The organism is Bacteroidia bacterium (assembly GCA_027493955.1).
Classification (GTDB): Bacteria; Bacteroidota; Ignavibacteria; order SZUA-365; family SZUA-365; genus JAOSJT01.
The window spans coordinates 2168693-2189275 of record JAOSJT010000001.1; the positions used below are offsets into that span (position 1 = coordinate 2168693).

Annotated in this window: 19 protein-coding genes; 5 read left to right on the forward strand and 14 right to left on the reverse strand. The window is 56.4% G+C overall.

The window, feature by feature from the left end:
* Window positions 1-134 precede the first annotated feature (134 nt).
* Window positions 135-698 carry a manganese efflux pump MntP family protein gene (locus tag M5R41_08305; GenBank protein MCZ7556388.1) on the forward strand — a complete coding sequence of 188 codons (564 nt, stop codon included), beginning with the start codon at window positions 135-137 and terminating at the stop codon, window positions 696-698.
* A gap of 244 nt (window positions 699-942) precedes the next feature.
* On the opposite strand, the gene mtgA is transcribed toward M5R41_08305, so the two are convergent.
* Window positions 943-1626, reverse strand: coding sequence for a monofunctional biosynthetic peptidoglycan transglycosylase (mtgA, locus tag M5R41_08310; protein MCZ7556389.1), 684 nt, complete (start codon window positions 1624-1626; stop codon window positions 943-945).
* Window positions 1627-1788: 162 nt separating this feature from the next.
* On the opposite strand from mtgA, the gene M5R41_08315 reads away from it, so the two are divergent.
* Window positions 1789-3183, forward strand: a complete 1395-nt coding sequence (locus M5R41_08315; protein ID MCZ7556390.1) for a hypothetical protein — start codon at window positions 1789-1791, stop codon at window positions 3181-3183.
* Between the two features lie 82 nt (window positions 3184-3265).
* On the opposite strand, the gene M5R41_08320 is transcribed toward M5R41_08315, so the two are convergent.
* Both M5R41_08320 and M5R41_08325 read right to left on the reverse strand, forming a co-directional pair.
* Window positions 3266-3478 (reverse strand): hypothetical protein, encoded by a 213-nt coding sequence (locus M5R41_08320; GenBank protein ID MCZ7556391.1) that lies wholly within the window; start codon window positions 3476-3478, stop codon window positions 3266-3268.
* Window positions 3475-3642 (reverse strand): hypothetical protein, encoded by a 168-nt coding sequence (locus M5R41_08325; protein MCZ7556392.1) that lies wholly within the window; start codon window positions 3640-3642, stop codon window positions 3475-3477. The genes M5R41_08320 and M5R41_08325 overlap by 4 nt, the downstream gene beginning before the upstream one ends.
* Before the next feature lie 173 nt (window positions 3643-3815).
* Between M5R41_08325 and icd the strand changes: the two genes are divergently transcribed.
* Both icd and M5R41_08335 read left to right on the forward strand, forming a co-directional pair.
* Window positions 3816-5060 (forward strand): NADP-dependent isocitrate dehydrogenase, encoded by a 1245-nt coding sequence (icd, locus tag M5R41_08330; GenBank protein MCZ7556393.1) that lies wholly within the window; start codon window positions 3816-3818, stop codon window positions 5058-5060.
* A 10-nt stretch (window positions 5061-5070) separates the two neighbouring features.
* Complete coding sequence (locus tag M5R41_08335; GenBank protein MCZ7556394.1) at window positions 5071-6255, forward strand: homogentisate 1,2-dioxygenase; 1185 nt, start codon at window positions 5071-5073, stop codon at window positions 6253-6255.
* Between the two features lie 223 nt (window positions 6256-6478).
* Here M5R41_08335 and ricT read toward each other — a convergent pair whose 3' ends face one another.
* From ricT to M5R41_08390, 11 genes are all read right to left on the reverse strand, one after another.
* The gene (gene ricT, locus M5R41_08340; GenBank protein ID MCZ7556395.1) at window positions 6479-7534 is read right to left on the reverse strand and encodes a regulatory iron-sulfur-containing complex subunit RicT; all 1056 of its coding nucleotides are present in this window, start codon (window positions 7532-7534) and stop codon (window positions 6479-6481) included.
* Between the two features lie 12 nt (window positions 7535-7546).
* Entirely contained in the window at window positions 7547-8671 is a 1125-nt protein-coding gene (locus M5R41_08345; GenBank protein ID MCZ7556396.1) for a DNA polymerase III subunit, read from the reverse strand.
* Between the two features lie 250 nt (window positions 8672-8921).
* On the reverse strand, window positions 8922-10976 hold the full coding sequence (locus M5R41_08350; protein MCZ7556397.1) for a BamA/TamA family outer membrane protein: 2055 nt from the start codon (window positions 10974-10976) through the stop codon (window positions 8922-8924).
* Window positions 10977-11164: 188 nt separating this feature from the next.
* Complete coding sequence (locus M5R41_08355; GenBank protein ID MCZ7556398.1) at window positions 11165-11395, reverse strand: DUF2795 domain-containing protein; 231 nt, start codon at window positions 11393-11395, stop codon at window positions 11165-11167.
* A gap of 119 nt (window positions 11396-11514) precedes the next feature.
* Window positions 11515-11772 (reverse strand): hypothetical protein, encoded by a 258-nt coding sequence (locus M5R41_08360; protein ID MCZ7556399.1) that lies wholly within the window; start codon window positions 11770-11772, stop codon window positions 11515-11517.
* On the reverse strand, window positions 11769-13010 hold the full coding sequence (locus M5R41_08365) for an O-antigen ligase family protein (protein ID MCZ7556400.1): 1242 nt from the start codon (window positions 13008-13010) through the stop codon (window positions 11769-11771). Before M5R41_08365 ends, M5R41_08360 begins: the two co-directional genes overlap by 4 nt.
* Entirely contained in the window at window positions 13007-14827 is a 1821-nt protein-coding gene (locus tag M5R41_08370; GenBank protein MCZ7556401.1) for an ABC transporter ATP-binding protein/permease, read from the reverse strand. Before M5R41_08370 ends, M5R41_08365 begins: the two co-directional genes overlap by 4 nt.
* A 21-nt stretch (window positions 14828-14848) precedes the next feature.
* The gene (locus tag M5R41_08375; protein ID MCZ7556402.1) at window positions 14849-15673 is read right to left on the reverse strand and encodes a glycosyltransferase; all 825 of its coding nucleotides are present in this window, start codon (window positions 15671-15673) and stop codon (window positions 14849-14851) included.
* The gene (locus M5R41_08380; GenBank protein MCZ7556403.1) at window positions 15670-16692 is read right to left on the reverse strand and encodes a glycosyltransferase family 9 protein; all 1023 of its coding nucleotides are present in this window, start codon (window positions 16690-16692) and stop codon (window positions 15670-15672) included. The genes M5R41_08375 and M5R41_08380 overlap by 4 nt, the downstream gene beginning before the upstream one ends.
* A gap of 72 nt (window positions 16693-16764) precedes the next feature.
* Window positions 16765-17247, reverse strand: coding sequence for an adenosine-specific kinase (locus M5R41_08385; GenBank protein MCZ7556404.1), 483 nt, complete (start codon window positions 17245-17247; stop codon window positions 16765-16767).
* 214 nt (window positions 17248-17461) lie between these two features.
* Window positions 17462-19216 carry a hypothetical protein gene (locus M5R41_08390; protein ID MCZ7556405.1) on the reverse strand — a complete coding sequence of 585 codons (1755 nt, stop codon included), beginning with the start codon at window positions 19214-19216 and terminating at the stop codon, window positions 17462-17464.
* A 268-nt stretch (window positions 19217-19484) separates the two neighbouring features.
* Here M5R41_08390 and M5R41_08395 point away from each other — a divergent pair, with 268 nt between their 5' ends.
* Entirely contained in the window at window positions 19485-20399 is a 915-nt protein-coding gene (locus M5R41_08395; GenBank protein ID MCZ7556406.1) for a fibronectin type III domain-containing protein, read from the forward strand.
* Window positions 20400-20583: the final 184 nt, after the last annotated feature.

Sequence of the window (20583 nt, forward strand, 5' to 3'; positions counted from 1 at the left end):
AAATGCTATCTTGAACGATAGTCTCCATCTTGGGGATACTTCATTCCGAATGCTCTACTGACGCTTCCCGTTGTACGCGCGTATCCATAGAGTCCTTCTGCGTGTTCTGTCTTTTCTGTGTGTTCTGCGTTCCGATGGATATTCTGACGCTGCTTTTTATCGCTTTCGCACTCGCGATGGACGCCTTCGCGGTATCCGTTTCCGCCGGAGCGTATCTTGTCAAGGCGAATGCGCGTCAGACCTTCCGCCTCGCTTTTCATTTCGGACTATTCCAGTTTCTTATGCCGGTGCTCGGCTGGTTGGCAGGTACGAGCTTCGCGGGACTGATCGCGAGCGTGGACCATTGGATCGCTTTCGGTTTGCTCGCCGTGGTCGGAGGAAAGATGATTCTTGAATCATTCGGCAGCGATCATGACGCAGTGCGCAAGGACGTTACAAAGGGTTTGTCGCTTATCAGTCTCTCAATCGCCACAAGTATTGACGCACTGGCGGTGGGTCTCAGTCTCTCGATGCTCAACGTCGAGATTGTTGCGCCTTCCCTCGTTATCGGTGTTGTTGCGGGGGGGATGTCGTTTCTTGGCATTCGGATTGGCGAGAAAGCTTCCCATCACCTCGGCAGGCACATGGAATTCATCGGCGGTGTCATACTCATTGTGATCGGCGTGCGCATCCTCGCCGAGCATCTGCTGGGATCATAGAGGTGGAAGGTGTAGCGCAGAGGGCGCAGCGTCGGCTTTTCGGATGTGCATATGTTATTTACTGAATTACATCTGTCCTGTTGGAGGATGCGGAGAGCAGCAGCTGCTCGCAAGTTCGTGCCTGAATGGCTGCGTCAGGTCGGACCTGCCGGAGGCTGAGCGCACAGGGCAAGGGGCGCAGTGCCTCATCCTCGCATGAACGGAAATAGTCGGATCTTCCGGGATGCTGGCGCTACGCTCTTCTCTAAGGTACAGGAACTCCACCCATTCTTCCCATGACCCACTGCGTGCGTCGCTGAATATAGCGTGTGGGTGAAGCGGGCGACCAGCGTCGGGGATTGGGGAGGACGGCAGCGATGAGAGCGGCTTCTTTTCGCGTGAGTTCCGCGGCGGATTTGTCGAAATATTTTCGCGATGCGGCCTCGATGCCGTAGATGCCGGAACCCATTTCGATCACGTTCACATACACTTCCAGGATGCGACGTTTTCCCCACAGTGTTTCAATGAGAAACGTGAACCACGCCTCCATTCCTTTCCGAACGTACGTCCTCCCATGCCACAGAAAAGCATTCTTCGCTGTTTGCATGGTGATGGTACTCGCTCCGCGAACCTTCCGGCCTTTATGCGCGCGGTTATAGCGCATGGCATTTTCCATGGCCCTCCAGTCTATACCATTGTGCCGCATGAAGCGGGCATCCTCCGCTGCGACGACAGCCCGGAACACATTGGGCGAGATCTGCTCGTACGGCATCCAGATACGATGCGCACCCACGAACTCTCCTTCGAGCACTCCTTCGAAGACGCGAAGATGCATCAGAGGTGTGGAAGGCAGGGGAAACACCCGGAACAAAGCCACGCTCATGACCGCCGCAAAGGCGACGAGACCCGCACCGCGTAAAATCCACCGAATAGCCCTGAAAAATGCCATGGCATCACTCCAATACTCTCCGGAAATATAGTGATTTGCCGCGGACTTTCTTTTTCCGACAACGATGTGTAACTTTTCGGGTTACTTGACGGTCTCTCTTTCATCCGCTTGCCGCGGATATTCAGCATCGCAATCAACACACTCAACCACCAGGTGAAACATATGAAGAACACCTTGTTCCTCGCCCTTCTCGCTGTCGCGTTTCTGGCCACAGCCTGCGGCGACGATCCCGGAGCATCCAATTCGCTCACCAGTCCCGGGAATGGCTTGCAGAAAGCGCCGGAAATGTACTTGAACCTCGACGCGGGACAGGCTACGCTGATTTCCGAGATGACCTACCTGCAGGAGGATATGTCCATTCTCCTCAATCCGTCCCAACTCACCACCTTCAATTCTCTCGTCACGACCCTCGCGGACGACAGACGCGATCCCCGTCGCATGGCGGTGGACATGGAAGCGGTGGTCTGGTTCAATCTGATTTACAAGGCAAATCCTAATCTCGACCCGACGGTTCTCGCACAGATTCGTCAGCTCATCGCCGAATCCGCCGCCCGTCGCGCGGAAATCCTGAAAAGCGGTGCCTCGCGTGAGGAAATCGCTGCCCAGCTCAAAGCAGAGCATGACGCCCTCATGGCAGCTATCAATGCCGCAGCTGGTCGTGAAGCCGTCGCCAACGCCGAGAAACTGAAAGCCGACATCGAAGCCCGTCGCAAGGAACTGCAGGACAAGATGGTGGAACTCCGCATCGCCGCCGAAGTCGCCCGCATGAAAGCCGCCCTTGGCCTCACTGACGAGCAGGCTGCCGCTGTCGCCATCGTGCTCAAATATCAGCACGACAAGCTCAAAGAATTGCGTGAGCAGTACAAGGACAATCCTGAAGGCCTCCGTCTGGCGCTTCAGGAACTCCTCGCCGACATCGATGCCCGCATGGGCGGAGCGATCACCCCGGAACTCTGGGAGCGCTGGAAGGAAATCCGCAGCGGAAGAATCAAACCGGTGGACCCCGTCGATCCCATCCAGAAGCAGGTGGATGAGCTCACGAAACTGCTGGGGCTCAATAACGAACAGGCTGCGCAATTGAAGGAACTTCTGACCAAGCAGCAAGCCGAGATAAACGCCCTCATGAAAGATCCCACAACGGATCGCCGCCTGCTGGCCGAGAAAATCGAGCAGATCAAGAAGCAGTACGACGCAATGATTATCAGGCAACTCGGCCTCACCGACGCTCAGATCGCTCAGTATAACCGCTGGCGCGGCATTCGCGACATCAAGCCCGTCGATCCGGTCGATCCCATCCAGCAGCAGGTGGATATGCTGACGAAGCTGCTGGGCCTCAATCCCGAGCAGGCAGCCGAACTGGCCAAAATCCTTCAGAGCGAAAAAGCCCAGATCGACGAGCTGATGAAAAACGCCACGGATCGCAACAGCCTCGCGGAAAAAATTGCCGAGATCAAGAAGGCGACCGAGACCGCCATTCTCGGCATCGCCGGACTTACAGAAGAGCAGAAAGCCTTGTATCTCAAGTGGAAGACCGGAAGCATCAGGCCCCGAGGCTGATTCTTCCACTTCCCCGCAACAGACCATCCCCGGCACCCGCCGGGGAATTTTTTTCGATTGTTGCACCATACAGCACCGGTCATCAGCCATTGTCGGACATTCCGCCTTTGCTGCTCAAGGACTGAAGCTGTGTGTACCAGTGATCATTGAGATGTCGGAGAACAACTGACACCAGGATGATGGACGAAAGGTTCAGGTGCTGTGCCTGATTTTTCGCATTCCCGCAGCGTGATGCCAGGGATTGCACTCCCAATTCCCTCCCCTCCCGCGAATAGATAACCGATGAACGCTTCACTCCGCCGCAGACAAACCGATTCCCGATGAACGATCCACGATGAACGATTTTCGATTGCCGATCAGCGCCAGAGGCGTCGTCGCAGAGACGATGGATCGAGTCGTCGTTGTAATGCCGGATTCATCGTGCAACCTCTCTACAAATGCGATGTCTCTCCTGAACATTGTCCATTATCCATTGTCCATTATCCATTGTACAGCTTCCTTGAACTTTTCTCATCTTTTCGTACCTTATCTGTTACCTGAATCCTGAACAGGAATCGCTGCATCAAGTGATTATCGGCCCCCTAAAGGGACCTGACAAGCAACCGCATATCTTTTTTATACCGGAGACTGGAATGTCGTATCAAAAACTCGTACCTCCCGCTGCAGGAAACAAAATCCGTATCGAAAACGGCACGCTCGTCGTTCCGGACGATCCCATCATCCCCTTTATCGAGGGCGACGGGACAGGTCCCGATATCTGGGCCGCCTCGGTGCGCGTCCTGGATGCCGCCGTCCAGAAAGCGTATGGCGGAGCGAAAAAAATTCATTGGTTCGAAATCTATGCCGGCGAGAAATCTGTTGCGACGTACGGCGACAATGTCTGGCTGCCGGACGACACCCTTGAAGCGATCAAGGAATACGTTGTCGGCATAAAAGGCCCGCTGACGACACCGGTCGGAGGCGGCATCCGCTCGCTCAATGTCGCGTTGCGGCAAATGCTCGATCTCTACGTCTGCCTGCGTCCCGTGCGCTACTTTGCGGGCGTCCCCTCGCCGGTGAGACATCCTGAGCATATCGACATGGTCATTTTCCGGGAGAACAGCGAAGATATTTACGCGGGCATCGAATGGCAGGCCGGCACCCCCGAGGCGGAGAAAGTCGTTGCCTGGCTGCAATCCGAGATGGGCGTGAAAAAAATCCGCTTCCCCGAGAGCAGCAGCATCGGCATCAAACCCGTGTCCAAGGAAGGTACCGAGCGCCTGGTGGACGCGGCCATCCGCTACGCTATCAACAAAAACCGCAAGTCGGTGACGCTGGTACACAAGGGTAATATCATGAAGTTCACCGAGGGTGGTTTCCGCGACTGGGGCTATGCCTACGCCGCGAAAGAATTCGGCGCGACCCTGCTCGACGGCGGTCCGTGGATGCAGCTCCCCAACGGCATCGTGATCAAGGATGTAATCGCCGACGCCTTCCTGCAGCAGATCCTCACACGTCCGGCCGAGTACGACGTCATCGCCACACTCAACCTGAACGGCGACTACATCTCGGATGCGCTCGCGGCGCAGGTGGGCGGCATCGGAATTGCGCCCGGTGCGAATATCAACTATCAGAACGGCTACGCGGTATTCGAAGCGACGCATGGCACCGCACCGAAATACGCCGGCCTCGACAAGGTCAATCCGGGGTCGGTCATACTCAGCGGTGAAATGATGTTCCGCTATCTTGGCTGGGACGAAGCCGCCGACCTCATCATCAGCGCGATGGACAAAACCATCACGCAGAAAACCGTCACCTACGACTTCGCCCGCCTCATGGACTGTGCAACGGAAGTGGCGTGCTCCGCCTTCGGCGACGCATTGATCAGCAATATGTAACCCGGACGGCATGCGTCTGTTCACACAGACGCATGCCGCTCACACCATTTTCACCTCTCATTCCCGCGGAAGGACCGCCATGTATCTGTATCATCAAGGAAAACATACACGTCAGGCGCACGTCGCCCTCCCTGAAGGCACATTCGAAGAAGAGCACGGCCGTGAAGGCTTCTTCGGCCCGGTCTCGCATCTCTACCGGGTCCATCCGCCCACGGACTGGAACAATTTCGAGGGACCACTGCGCCCGCAAGCCTTCGATTTCACCCAGATAGAACCATCGGATCTTGCCGATCCGGTTGGAGGCAGAACGCGCCTGCTGTACAATAACGATGTCGCGGTTTCCGTGTCCCGCCGCAGCGCCGACATGCCCTTCTATTTCCGCAATGCGGATGGTGACGAACTGTACTTCGTCCACGAGGGCGAGGGCTTCATGGAAACCGATTACGGGACGCTGCATTTCGAGAAGGGCGATTACATCGTCATTCCCCGAGTGACGACCTACAGAATACACCTCACGTCGCCGTCCTCTTTTTTCCTCATCATCGAGGCCTTCCCGAAGCTCACTATCCCGAACGCCACGCAGAAAGGGCTCATCGGCGTACATGCGCTGTTCGATCTGTCGGCCATAACCGTACCGAAACTGCCCGAGCAGTACGACGAACGCGCGGGCCAACAGCATGAAATCCGCGTGTTGCGCGAAGGTGTCATTTCGAGCGTCAGCTATCCTTTCAATCCGCTCGACGCGGTGGGCTGGAAGGGCGACCTCTTCCCGTGGAAAATCAACGTGCGCGACATTCGTCCGGTGATGAGCCATCGCGTTCATCTCCCGCCGCCGGCCCACACGACCTTCCTGATGAACAACGCCGTCGTCTGCACCTTCCTCCCCCGTCCGCTCGAAGAAGATGCCGACGCACTGAAAATTCCGTTTTACCATCGCAACACCGATTACGACGAAGTGCTGTTCTATCACGAAGGCAATTTCTTCAGCCGCGACAACATCAAGCCGGGCATGGTGACGCTGCATCCCACCGGCGTGCATCACGGACCGCATCCGAAGGCCCTGGCCAACATGCACAACCTCAAACGCACCGACGAAATCGCCGTCATGCTCGACACCGCCAACACGCTGTACGTCACGTCCGAAGCCGAGCAGGTGGAATGGAAGGAGTACTGGCAGAGCTGGATGAAGAAATAGTCTCGTGCGGTTTAAGGTGAAGGATGGGGAAGGTGAAAGGGTAAAAAGGTGAAAAGGTGAAAAGGTACAAGACCTCATCACCTTTTTTATTCTTCGAGTTTATACAGATACACAAGACCACAGCACGAATCTGGAGCAAGCAGCGTCTTACCTTTTTTCCTTTTCACCTTTTTTCCTTTTCACCTTCTCACGATCCCCTGCAATCCGCAAAAAAAAAAAGCCCCTATCGCACAGGGGCTTTTTTCTTTGCTTCCTCACTGGCTTCCATAAGCACATGCAGCTCGTCGAGCGTCATACGGTCCCATGAGTTCTCACCGGGATAGTGCACGTATATGGCGTCCTGGAAAATGTCGATTTTTTCGATGGTCCCCTCGCCTTTTTTCGTGCAGACACGATAGTCCATCGGGGGAAAGCGCTTGAGCAGTTCCTCGTACAATTGCGCTTCGTAGCTGAGGCAGCATTTGAGGCGGCCGCACTGCCCGGCCAGTTTGAAGGGGTTGAGTGAGAGATTCTGAAGGCGGGCCATTTCGGTGGAGATGGGTTCGAATACCCCCAACCAGGAACTGCAGCATAATTCGCGTCCGCAAACGCCAAAGCCGCCCATGCGTTTGGCTTCGTCGCGTGGTCCGATCTGCCGGAGTTCGATACGCGTACGGTATTCCGCCGCTAATTCGCGAACCAGTTCCCGAAAATCCACACGCCCGTCGGCCGTGAAGTAAAATGTTATCCGATTCCTGTCGAATTGATATTCCACATCAACCAGCTTCATCGGCAAGTCCAGCATGTGGATTTTCTCGATACAGATATCGTATGCGAGCATTTCCTGATCACGGTGGAACGCGACGATGCGCAGGTCTTCGTCCGTCGCACGGCGAAGCACCTTGCGCGGTGTCTCCTGGCAGGGTCGCATACGCAGCCGGCTTTTCATGAAGGCGGTGGATCCAAGACTGCCGACCTCTCCGAGATCCACACCCTTCTCCGCTTCGACGATGACGGCGTCACCGGGTTCGAATTGCTCGCCGGTTTCATTGATATAATACCCGCGACGCTCACCTTTGAAAACTAATTCGATGTACGTCGCAGTGTTTTCCTCGGAAGCGCCGCGCTCATGACAGCAGGAATCATGGGCGGCCTGGGTACCGGCCGAAGGATGGGCGGCCCCGACTTCACCTTCGTCGCTGGTGAACACCAGGACGGCATCGTCGAGCTTGCGGAGCTCCAGCGGAACCTCCGGGTCTCTGTCGGTATTGCTCTGAGAATCTATCTGCGGGGAAGTCATCGATGGTCCTTTCTACGGGCCGGGAAGAGGGTTGACGATACATTTCCGGAGTCGTTGCGACAGGACGATCATCATGTTCACAAGATGCACATTTTTCCTGATCATTTCAATGACTCGCTCGATCTCCGCAATTGCATCGGAACAGCGCACATCGGGATAATGTGCGGCAAAACGCTCGATGGGATCTTTGAGGTCGGTGTTGATCATGCGGTCGCCGGCATGTTCGATAACGGCAATCACATCACGAAACCAACTGGCTACAGACACGAGAAAGCGGATAGCCGCGAGCCGGTCGTCTTTGCCGATCACGGTTTGTATGCAGGTGTGCAATTTCACCGGATGCATCAGCACCACGGCGCGTATGTACTCGAGGAGTACATCGCGACCGAGCGTATTGCCGCTCGCCGCCAGATCCAGAGCGGCGGCATAGCTTCCGTTGGCCAGACGCGCCGCATTTTCCGCGACATCCGGGGCTATTCCGGCCCTGCTGATCAAGGCGTTCCGGACGTCTTCCATACGCAGCGGATCGAAGCGTATGCTCTGACAGCGCGACACGATGGTAGGCAGCAACGCTTCCTTGCGGGCGGTGGTCAGAATGAGCAGGAGATCACCACCGGGCTCCTCGAGCGTTTTCAGCAGCGCATTGGCGGCACTGGGATTCATACGCTCCGCTTCGGTGATGAGCACCACGGTCCGTCCGCGTCCTTCGGCGCGAAACGCCGCCTCTTTCCGTATGTCGCGGATGCTGCTGATCTTGATACCGGAAGCTTTCGGTACGGAAAAGTGGTGATAGTGATTTGCGGCTTTTTCGTCTATTTGCGCATTCACCTCCTCCAGTTCGTCAGCCGTCAGTTTGTCCAACGCACCTGCTTCGTCATCTTTGGAAGGGAGCGCGAACACCAGCCGAAGATGTGGATGACGCAGGGTATCCATGGACTGACAGCTGGCGCACACGCCGCATGCATCAGGCAGCCCGGAGGCGCAATTGAGCACACGGGCCAGCTCGATAGCCATGGCGTCCTTCCCCGTGCCGTCCGGCCCGAAAAACAACAGGGCGTGCGGCAGGCGCTGCTGTTCGACCATGCGGCGTAAAAGATTCTTTACCCGTTGTTGACTTATGATGCTATCCCAGGACATGGACGGTCTCACGGATTAGAGGTGAAGCAGAGAGCAGACGGAGAGCACAGAGAGCGGAGAGCGGAGAGCACGTATGTGCAGTACGAAAGGGGATGCGACGATCTGTATTTCATATTTCTAAGTCCGGAAACACTATAATATCGAGGGATCTTTTACGAACGTGCTCTTCACTCTTCACTCTTCACTCTTCACTCTTCACTCTTTACTCTTCACTCTTTACTCTTCACTCTAAACTGCCCTCCGCTCTTCGCTAAAAGGCATGTCCGATACTGAACTGAAACACCCCTTTGCGTATCACCTCGCTCCACAGCCGTTTTTCGAAGAACCATCTATGGTGCTCAGAAGTCGGATTATAGGCCTTCAGGCCGAAGTCTACGCGTATCGGTCCGAAGAACAAATTATAGCGAACACCGAAACCCATTGCAAGCGCCGTTTGCTCCACCGCGATTTTGTCGAACTCTTCCCAGAGATTCCCTGCGTCTACAAAGCCGACAAACCAGAGACCATCCAGCCAGTTTCTGGCTCGGGGGAAAAGATGCCAGCGAAGTTCAGCGCTGATTTCCACCAAGGCGTTGCTCCCGAAGAACGCGATGCTGGTGTCGGCCGCGAGTTCGCGTGCTGTCCAGCCGCGCACGCTGCTGGCACCGCCTGCATAATACCGACGGTTGGGGGGCACGGGTAAGTTATCTTCCCTGCTTTGACCGTAACGGAAAATACCGCCGACTCTCGCCCGCCATCCAAAAATCGTCGTACGATTCGATGACAGATCGGCGAAATACTTTGCCGTCCCTTCCAACTTCAGGTATTCCGTAGAGCGGATTCCCTTGGCCTCATTGGCCTGCGGCAGAGGACTCACACCAATGCCTTCGAGGAATCCCGCTTCTTCGGCCAGGAGCTTGTAGGCTGTCCCTGCGCTTGGATTGAAGAGATCGTCCGTCAAATCGTACTCCAGGTTCACCGCGCGAATCGAGTTCCTGAAGTTGATCGTCTCCGTCGTATCTATGGCGATGAGCCTGCTCCCGAGCAGCGCCTTCGCGTCGCCGCTGAATTCGGATATTTCGTACGTCCAGCTCAGCTGCCCGACAAGACGGGTGGAAAAGAATCGCTTGGCACCTATGGCGATTTGAAGGATCGCACCTTCTGCAAGGTCCTGCTCCGCCACAAGAGTATAGGCGCCGCTGACGAAACCGGAATTCGTGTTGGAAAACAGATAGGGTTGATCGAACAGCAGCTGCAGACCGGCCTGATAGGTACCGGTGAAATTCGGCAGACGTCCGAGCAGATTGAATTTCGTGGAAACCGTCTGCGCCCCCCCGAAGGCATTTCTCATGCTGAAGGAAATTTCCCCGCCCGTGGTCAGTCCGCGCATTTGATTGTTGAGCACATACGCGGGAGCGAGCTCGAAGCGTTGTCGCGGTGTGAGCTCGAGCGTGATGGGTACAAGAGAATCGTTCTCCGCCGTAATCGGCGGAAACATCGGGGAGAGCTGCACGGAGGAGAATACATCCAGACGGTTCAGATTGATTTCGCCATTGATCTGTCGTGTCCGAGAATACGTCTCGCCCTTTTCGAAATCCAGCCGATCATAGATGATCCGCCGCGCAAGATTGAGTTCATCTTCGCCACGTATGATCTCCGTCACCTCGCCGAAGAACAGCCGACGGCCATGACTGAAGGACAGCTTGACGATGACGTTGTTATTCGAAAGCTTCCGCTCAACGCGTACGCTGTCGGATGATCCTCGCGGAAAGCCGTTGTCCGCCATAATGCCGAGAATACGCTGCCGTTCGGCTTCCACATCGTCGGCACGATAGGGCTGTCCCACACGAAGTAAGGGAGCGCGCGCGATCAGTTCCTGAACCGGCTCGGGAAGCCGATGGAGATTCCGGTATGCAACGGAATCAATGCGCGATTCCCTGCCCTCGTGGATACGAATGCGTACATTCACGCCGCCGTTTTCTATCGCATAATCCCCTTCCACACGCGCTTCAAAAAAACCGTTGTTCTTATAGAACTGGCGGATGATGTCCAAATCATCCTGGAACAACGGCTCGTCGAAAAAGCGTGGTTCTTTGGCGAACGGAAATCTGTCACCAAAAGCCCGATACAACCAGGATGCAATGGCACCAGGAGTTTCCTGCGTCTGAATACGCAAGAGAAACTCCTGGTCGCTGACAGCGCTGTTCCCGGTAAATTGGACGGAAGAAATCGCGAGGGAGTCGAAAACAGTGATCTTGAGTTGTGCCCCGGCGTCCTGCGACGGCAATAAAAGAACGAGAACCGCGCTGATGCAGAACAACAGCACACGTCCTCTCCACAACCGTGGCCGGAGAAGCGGCGGTATAATGCCTGCGCTGCCTGTATCGCATCGTCCGGATTGTTGTGTCACGGAATCACCCCGCGGTAATGAGTTGGGATTCCCCTTCGGCAGTTCGGCCGGCAACCTGTAATGATCGAACCGGAGCACCCGGACGAAGTGCATTCCAAACCGGATCAGTAGTCTTCGCCCTCTTCGTCGCCGTAGAAAAAGTCCTCGTCTACCGGATAATCCTGCCAGATGTCTTCGATGGATTCGTAGGTTTCATCGGGATCCTCGAGTTCCTGAAGATTCTCGATCACCTGAAGCGGTGCCCCGATGCGCGATGCATAATCGACCAACTCGTCACGCGTCGCGGGGAACGGTGCATCGTCGAGCCATGAGGCCAATTCCATTGTCCAGATCATACGTTGTTTCTCCGAATAAGTGCTTGAATCGCGTTCTATGGTTTTTTCGTTTCAGTCCACGTCCGCGCCCATTATAGCAAATGAGACGCGATTTTTCAAGTGAATTCAGACTGCTCTTGTCATGTTTTTTGTGACGCTTCGTCGGCGCGGCGATCAATGCCGCTACCCGCACCTTCCGTCGTGCTTGCGAACGAAGGGTTCTGCGTGTCTGACCGAAGCAGACAGCGCGCATGTTTCGTATGGTATCGTCGGGCGGCGTTGCACCACACGCCTACATCGCGCCGACAGGCACCCACGGCACAGGGATCGCTGAACGACGCATGCTCGCAGCTGAAATCACAGTACAGGGGTATGCCGGCTGAGGTTCTGTTTTTCATAGCACTGCCTTGAGAGGAGGTGATGCGTCCGTTCTCGCTGCAGCGACTGTCACACCGACAATCATCCACAGCATAAGGACGATTTCATGGTCGCCAACATTGTATTCGGCGAGACCATTCACCAGAAAACCGATGAATGCGGCCATGGCGCCCAGCGCGATGGTTCCCGGCATGGACTCTCGATGCCTGACGTAGGTGCGGAAAAAACACCGTCCAAGACCGAAGAACAGCAGCAGCAAGGCCACCCCGCCGACAACACCATGCGTGGCCAGAACGTGAATATACGTATTGTGCAAATGACCTCCTTCATCCTTGATCGCGTCCGGCACATACTCGCGGTAGAGTGCATGCATCTCTCCGTCTCCGACGCCCGTGATCGGATGGTCAAGAAACATACGCCACCCCGTTTCCAGCATGCGCAGCCGACTGCGGTTGCTCCCGACTACGGCTTCGGTGTCTCCCGCCGCTCCCTCTACCAGTTTGCTGTCTGTGGTGAACATATGCGTGATGCGGTTCTGATACTGCGCCGGTGCGGCAAACCAGAAAACCAGTGCCAGCACAGCCAATCCGAGTAATAGTGTGCGATACCGTATCACTCCGAGAAAAACCGCGCCCGCACCGAAGGCCAGCCAACTGCTGCGGGTTTGTGTCAGGACCAGTGCAAAAAGGATGAAGAGCATCGCGATGGCGGTCACAATGCGTTGCGTCCGCGGCGTATTCCGGTCGAGCGCGACCGGAAGCAGAAGCAACAACAACAGCATCCGTATACCCCCGCCCGTCATGTAATGCTGAAATATGCCCAGACGCGCCGCATCACCGATAACGAAAAGAACGATGCTCAGCAGTGAGTGCAGGCCGGCTATGCCTGCAAGAAGGAGCAGGAAGCGCCGTACATCGGCCTGACTGCCGAACATGGCGGGTAGCATATACACCAGACTGATCAGGAGGGCGCGCTTGGCGCTGCCCAGCGCCGACCCGGGGTAGCGCGCAAACACCACCATCAGTAGCACGGCTGCGATCCACGCCAGAATGTACCACTCCATGCCATTCGGCCGGAGCAGGGATGCTCCGTGTCCTCCGCGCCATGCCATGATAATCATCACGAGAAAGATGATAACGGACACACCGAATGCGATCGAGGACAGCGCCATGGAAAACAGTATGCCGCCGGTGGTCGCCAGCACCGCCCAGAAGAGCAGGTGACGCCAGGCACTATCCATGGAGCGGGCGGGGGTCATAATTGAAACTGTAACTGATAGAGTTTGTGGTAAAGACCGCCGCGGGACAGCAACTCCTCGTGCGTTCCCACTTCTGCTACGCCATTCGTGTCAAGTACATAGATACGGTCTGCACGCTTGATGGTGGAGAGGCGATGGGCAATGACAATAGACGTCCGGCCTTGCATGAGGTTCTCGATGGCATTCTGCACGAGCACCTCGGATTCCGTGTCCAGCGAGCTTGTGGCTTCGTCGAGAATCAATATCGGAGGATTCTTGTATATCGCCCGCGCTATCGAGAGGCGCTGCCGCTGACCGCCCGACAGCTTGACACCGCGATCGCCGATAATTGTTTCATACCCCTGCGGTGTTTCGGAAATGAATTCATGCGCATTCGCCGCTTTCGCCGCGGCGATGATGCGATCCATCGGCGCATTGTCCTCCCCGTAGGCGATATTCTCCCGTATGCTGGTATTAAAGAGAAATGTCTCCTGTGTGACGATTCCCATCAGCCGCCGCAGGGATTGCACGCTGATGTCGCGCACGTCGGTGCCGTCGATGAGCATCCGTCCACCAGTGACGTCATAGAAACGCGGTACCAGGTCGACCATCGTGCTTTTTCCGACACCACTGGGCCCGACGATGGCGATCACTTCTCCGGCACGGATTTCCGCATCGATTCCGGAAAGCACCTCCTCTCCCGTATCGTAGCGAAAATGCACGCGTTCGTACACGATGCGGTCTTTGAAGCCAGCGATATGGAGGGCGCCCGGTTTATCCGTGATGCGTGGCTCGATATCGAGCACCTGGAACACCCGCTGTGCTCCGGCCATCCCCTGGGCAATCTGGTTGATGGTCTGCCCGAAATATTTCAGCGGCTGCATCATTTGCAGCATGGCGAAGATGTATGCCACAAACACCCCGCTGCTCATGGTACTGCGGCCGGTGAGAATGCTGTCACCCATGAACCACAGGATGAGGACGACGACCAACACACTGAGTATCTCGGTGATCGGCGATGCGATCTCTCTCCTGCGTTTGATATTGACGAAGGTTCTGAAGTACTGCTCGTTTTCCCTCCTGAAGCGTCCTGTTTCATACGCCTCGGTACGGAACGCCTTGATGATACGCATGCTCGACAGCCCTTCGTCCAGCACCGAGGTGATGCGCGCGATGGATTCCTGGAGCTTCCCGCTTTCGCGTTTCACCCAATTCCCGAGCCGCGTGAGAATAAAACCCGTGGTCGGAATCAACAGCAACACCAGCAGGGTAAGCTCCCAGTCGATCACAAACAACAGGATGGTGTACACCAGAATTTGCGGAGGATCACGAAACAGACTGTTCACCACCGCGATCGCGGAATCGTTGACCAATTGCACATCGCTTATAATGCGCGACATGAGCAGGCCCTTTTTCTCCTCCGTGAAATAACTCAACGACAGACGATTCATGTGCTCATAGAGATTCTGCCGCAAATCACGGATAATCCCCTGTTCCGCGGGTGCCATGAACCAGCTCTGTACATAGTGGAAAACGTTTTTCAGTACAAACGCCCCGATGATAAGCAGGCAGAGTGTTCGGAGCGCAGTGACAGGATCCGTCGACGCCATGAGGTTGTTCATCTGCGTGAAGGACCATGTCTTCAGGTTCTCCAGGGAAAATGCGGGCACCGCCTGCAGCGTGGGTCTCGTTTTGTCGAACAGGATATTGATGAACGGGATAATGAGTATCACGGTCACCATATTGAATATCACGGAAAAAAACATCGCCACCGACGACAACGCGAGATTTCGCTTGTAGGGGAGGACGTACCGAAGGATACGGATGACTGTTTTCACGTGTTTCTTGCGTTCGGAATATTATGGCTCATGAAGCAATCCGAGCCTGCAGCGCAGGCGGCCATCTGCACGTCTGCGTTCAAACAGCTCCACGCTCCGACGGGGTATGGCTGTGAGCGGATGGTGCATGTGATACTGTATCGCCAAATGTCTGAGCGACACGCAACGAAGACCCAGTATTTCCAGCCTGAACTGAAGATCGCTGTCTTCGCCAAAACCGGGTCCATCGTACTCTTCGTCAAAGCCGTTTACCGCAAACAGGTGCTGGCGTGCCACGGAGAAATTGCTCCCGAGCACACCTCGGACCGATGAGTGCAATATGTTTCTGATCACCGGACTTTCAAAGCGAAACGCTTCCTCGATACGCACACATCTCCCGCGCACGCCCTCCCACAGCTCCCGCAGCCCAAGACGTTCGAAGCGACCGCTGCGCACGCGCTCCTCCGTCAGCGCCGCGGACCAACGCGCGCTCATCTCCGCTCTGCGTCCGCACAAAATGGCGTCTTCGCTGCGATGCCGGGCATGATCCTCGAGAAAACGGTGATGCGGAAGACAATCGCCGTCGATGAACACCAGCCACTCTCCCGAAGAGCTGCGTATCGCCGCATTCAATATTCTGTTCTTTCTCCATCCATTATCTTCATGGCGGACGTGCTCCACGGAAAAGGGCAGTGCAGGACGCATTTCCGCGATGACAGAGGCTATCTCAGGTCCCGAACCATCGTCGGCAACGATCAGTTCGAAGTCCGTCCACGTCTGCCGCGCTACGGCCTGAAGAAGCAGGCGCAGTTCTCGCGGTTTGTTGTAGACCGCGACAATCAGGGATACTGCCGGTGCTTGCTTCATGCGCTCTCCGCGGACGCGAGCTCCGCGAGCAACGCTTGTGCGACGCGCGCCGGGGCGATGCCCTTCATGCAGACAGGATCGGGGCAATCCACACGACGACAGCACACAGCGTCTACGTCGTCCGCCTGCAACACCACAGCACGTTCACCCCATGGCCCCTGACTCTCCGGACGCGATGGCCCGTACAGTGCAACGACCGGGAGTTGCAGCGCGGTGGCGATGTGCAAAGGACCGCTGTCGTTACCGACAATGCCGCGGCAACGCTGCATGAGCGCCGCCGACTGTCGGAGAGTAGATGCGGGCGCGACACAGACACGAGCGGAGGAGACTGATGCGATACGCTGCGCATCAGCATGCTCTGTGTCGTTTCCCCAGAATATCAGAAATTGAAGATCCTGAAGCGATTGAAGCCCGACCAATTCCTGCCAGTATTCGAGCGGCCACTTTTTCGAAGCATACCCGCCCGTCGGTATGATCCCCACGACCGGAGCTTCGCGCGGGAATCCGATACTGCGCCAAGTCACCTCCGATTGTTCCTCCTCACGCGCGGAGACCTTCCACACCAGCGACCGTGTGGTCACGGGAATCCCCATGTACTGCAACGGAAACAGATTGAACTCCACCTCATGACCATGGTTTGCCGCGCGTGCGGACAGGCGATGATTGTACAGGTATTTCCTCCCCCGGAAATCAAATCCGATGCGGGTCTGTGCCCCGCTCACGACGGACTGAATAGCGGTGGCCGGAGAGCAGATGAGATCGATGCTCAAATCGAAACGCCGTTTGCGCAGACGTGCGAGGAAACCGAGCTGCCAGACCAGATCCTCGCTCTCGAAAAGGATGACTTCGTCGATATGGGGATTGTTTTCCAGTACGAGAGCGCTCGCTGTACGCACAACGTAGGCGATATGCGCTGCGGGATAGGCCCTACGCAGATTGGCCAGCAATGGCGTGGTCCAGAGGACGTCGCCGATGCCGCTCATGCGAATGACAAGTATGGATGATGCTGGAAATTTCATACACCTGATGCCAGTCCGAAAGCTAGCATTTTCCTGCTCATCCGGCAACCATGCGCCGAGGGGAGACGTGTCTCAGAATTTGTAGCCAATGGCCCGCAGAAAATGCTTGCGATCCGCGGCGTCATTCTCATTCTCGATGCCAAGCGATTTCATGCCGTCCACCACACCGAGTATCGCGCGGCCCTGCCCGGTTTCCGCGAGGATCACCTGTGTCGGATTCGCCGTCGCACAGAAAATGCGCGTCACCTCCGGAACCATTTTCACGGTGTTCAAAATATTGATGGGGAAGCCCTCCCGCAGCATGATGATGAAACTGTGACCGGCTGACAGGGCCCATGCATTTTTCACCGCGAGGTCCGTCAGATCTGCGTCATTCCCCGCGTGCCGGATCAGGGCTTTTCCCGATGCCTCGCAGAAAGCGATACCAAATTTCATTGCGGGGGCCGTTTGCACGATGGCCTCGTACAGATCCTCCACGGTTTTGATGAAATGCGAATGCCCGAGAATGAAATTCATATCCTCGGGTTTTTCGATGGGGACGATGGTAAGTTCCATGTTCAATTCCGACGTGTATGTTCAAACAGGATTCGACATAAGTAGGGTCTGCACCGTGCATCGATGTGCATACGCGAAGCGGCGTCCTGCTGCACTGCATCGCAGCTATGGGAAAGTACTGCATTCGCAGAGTATGGTATGCGATCACCGCAGTCTACGCCGGTCTACGGAAACACTGCAGGGCGCGAAGGCGCGGGTGCGCGTCGCACAGCCGTCAGCGCACGATGAGCGCTGTTCCGGTGGAGCGTCCACCCTGCACCGCAAGTACCTGATAGCGACCCCGGGCCCAGCCGTTTGTATTCACCCGCATGGATTGCCCCGGCGACACGACGTGTTGCTGTACGCGTCTGCCCGCACCGTCGTAGATGTGCAGGAGAATGGAAGAACGCTGGTCATCCGCATGGACCGTCAACAACGGAGCATCGCCGCTGCGTGAAGGATTGGGGGCCGGGCCCGATACTCGCAGCCCGTTTGCGACGGCGACCGCTTCCACCGTGGTATTCACGGTGAGACGCACCGCCCAGGGAACGACGATGGTATCGCCACTACTGAGCCGCATGTGCACACGCAGCGCGTGATCCCCAGGCAGCAGCCCGGCGGTATTCCAGATGCACAATGTATCGCGATACCGCTGTCGTATACTTGGCGGAGAAACAGGGAAAGGCGCATCGGGATCCTCGACGCGAATACCGTCCAGCCAGAACGAGACAAAGGAGAGCGGCACGTCCGCGCCAGGGATAAAGCGCACGGTACCGTACACCGGCACCAGGGCGTTGACGGGCGCCTGCGACGGATCGTCAATTCCGACCACCGCCGCGACAGCGCCGGCATCCACGCTCGGCAGAGCAGTGAACCCGCTGTGCAGCAATGCGAGAACACTATTGTCCGCCGCATGCGCCACGTTTCCCTGCAGGGTGGTAAGAATGGTGAGCAACTGACTTCGATGACGCGAAATCACAGGCGCGCGCACAGAGGACTGCACCACCTGCATACGGGAATCATCCATGCTCCCGATGTAGCCGCCGCTGCCGTCGCAGATGCTGTTGTTGACCACGACACTGCTGTTTTCGAAAGAGATGACCTCGCCGAATACCGAGTTGTTGATCGTCAATTCCCCTGATCCGAAGGTGTAGAGATTCCATGCGCCGACACGCGTCCGATCGAGTCGCACCGAGCGATCCACGGTCGGGAACGGGTAACTCGTATGCGTCACACCGTTCACCAGACCGCTGATCTCACTGTTTCCGCTTCCGCTGAATATCGCTCCCATGGCCAGAAGGTCACTATCCTCGATCACGGCGTCGCATCCTTGCATAGTCATCATCGCCCAGGCGAGATCAACACAATTCTCATAGCGTACCCGGGCCCCGATACCTGACGCGGTGCGCATGGCATCGGGAAACACCCATGCATCATTCACAATACGGCCGGGAAGCGAACCGCGTAGCAGAGATGCCGGTGGAAGCACAAACCAGCTGAGCAACAAGGAACAATTATTGAACGAGCCGCGGCTGGAATCGAAGAACAGCATCTCCCCCAGCGGCTGGCTCCCTGCTGCATCAACCATCGCACGGGCGCGCAGCGTGGTGGTCATCACTCCCGAGGCGAGCGACGAAGCGTCGAAACGCAGAGCCGCGGAGTCCGTCGCCAGACAGCCGGCATTGTAGCCTCCCATATCCAGCGTACTGTTGGCGAGCCAGAGAGACGATGTGTTGAAAAGCGCGACAGAGCGATGATACAAATAATCCTGACGGAGCTCCAATCTGCCGTCAATCACCTCGAGTTTCCCGTTGTTCAGCAGTTGGATGTTTCCGGACAGACGCACAGTCGTATTTCTGATGCTCAGACGTCCGTTATTGAGCACGATAATATTTCCTTCCACAGCGAGCTCAGAGGAAATTTCCCGCACTTCGTTCGGATTCGGAAATCCCACGATCAGATCGCCCGGCGCAGGGGATACCGCAGACACGAAGCCCGCATGTGGCAAGGAAGAAGAAGGCCACAGCTGCGGGAAGGGCCGCGGTTGCGCCGATAGACATTGTATGAAAAAGAGCACGAATGCAGCTACACTTGCAGTTTTCATCTGGTCTCGCTATACTTGAGTCTGATATGTCGCTCTCAAGATACTAGTAGCAAACACGTTGCACAAACAGGCTTGACGAAGGAACAAACGTCTTCGTGCCGCCGTTACACTTGAATCTGTTCGAGTTATCCACAATTATCATTTTGAGGTTGTCATGAAATCATTCGCATTTCTCAAAACTATTGCACTGGCGCTGCTGGTGAGCGTCTCTTTCGTCGCCTGCGATGAAGAGAGCGATCCCATCGGTTCCGATCCCGACGTTCTCGCTCCCACAAATCTGAAAGCCGGCTCGGCCGACGGCGCCGTGTTCCTCAACTGGACGGCTTCCGCCAGCGCTTCCGCCAGCAATTTCAATGGCTACGAAATCGCCATTCTCAACAAAGCCACCAACACCGCGCTCACACCGATTTCCGCCGGTGCCGGCGTGACCAGTGTTCGTATTGACGGCCTGACCAACGGTACGCGGTATGAGTTCACCATTCGTTCCCTGACCACCGGTGGCAAGAAAAGCACCGACTTTGCGATGATCGAATGGTCCCCGGCCCCCCGGCAGGCGCTCGATCTCAATGGTGCGCTGATCAAAGTGTACGCCACTACTTCTACCACATTCAACAGCGCGATCGACATCTTCAACGCCGCCGGCAAGGCCGAGGTGATTCCGCAGTCGGGTGCTGAGTTCCGCGATCGCGGCGACCTCTATGTGACCGCCGCCAGCACAACGGCGCCGCTCAGCATCAAGAGCCCGGATCAGGCGAACAACAAGGGTATGGAGACGCAGTTCTCCACCGTCGCCGGCATTGCGACAGACGACCTCAACACGCAGCTCGCCAGCGCCCCCCCGGCAAGCAGTTCCTACTCGCTGAAGGAGATCACTCTCGGTGATGCGACCGTCGCCGCCGGCATGGTGTACTTCGGACGCCTGGTTCGCGGAACCGATCAATACTACTTCCGTATGCTCGTCAAGCGCGGCGCCAACGGCAAGCTGGTGCAGGGCAGCGGTGCCGACCGCTACGTGGAGGTGGCATTCAGCTTCCAGAACGCCCCGAACAATCCGTTCGCGAAGAAATAATCTGTCAACGCTTTTATCTCAAGCCGCCTTCGGGCGGCTTTTTTATTATCGCATCGCTACGGACGGGCGAACGCGTTGCAGCCAGCCTGGCATGGCGTTCGCGTTGTTCCCCGCGATCCAACAATGAAACGGACGAACAGGCGGACAGATGCGTACGAAGAAAATTTTCCTTCGGCGTACAGCG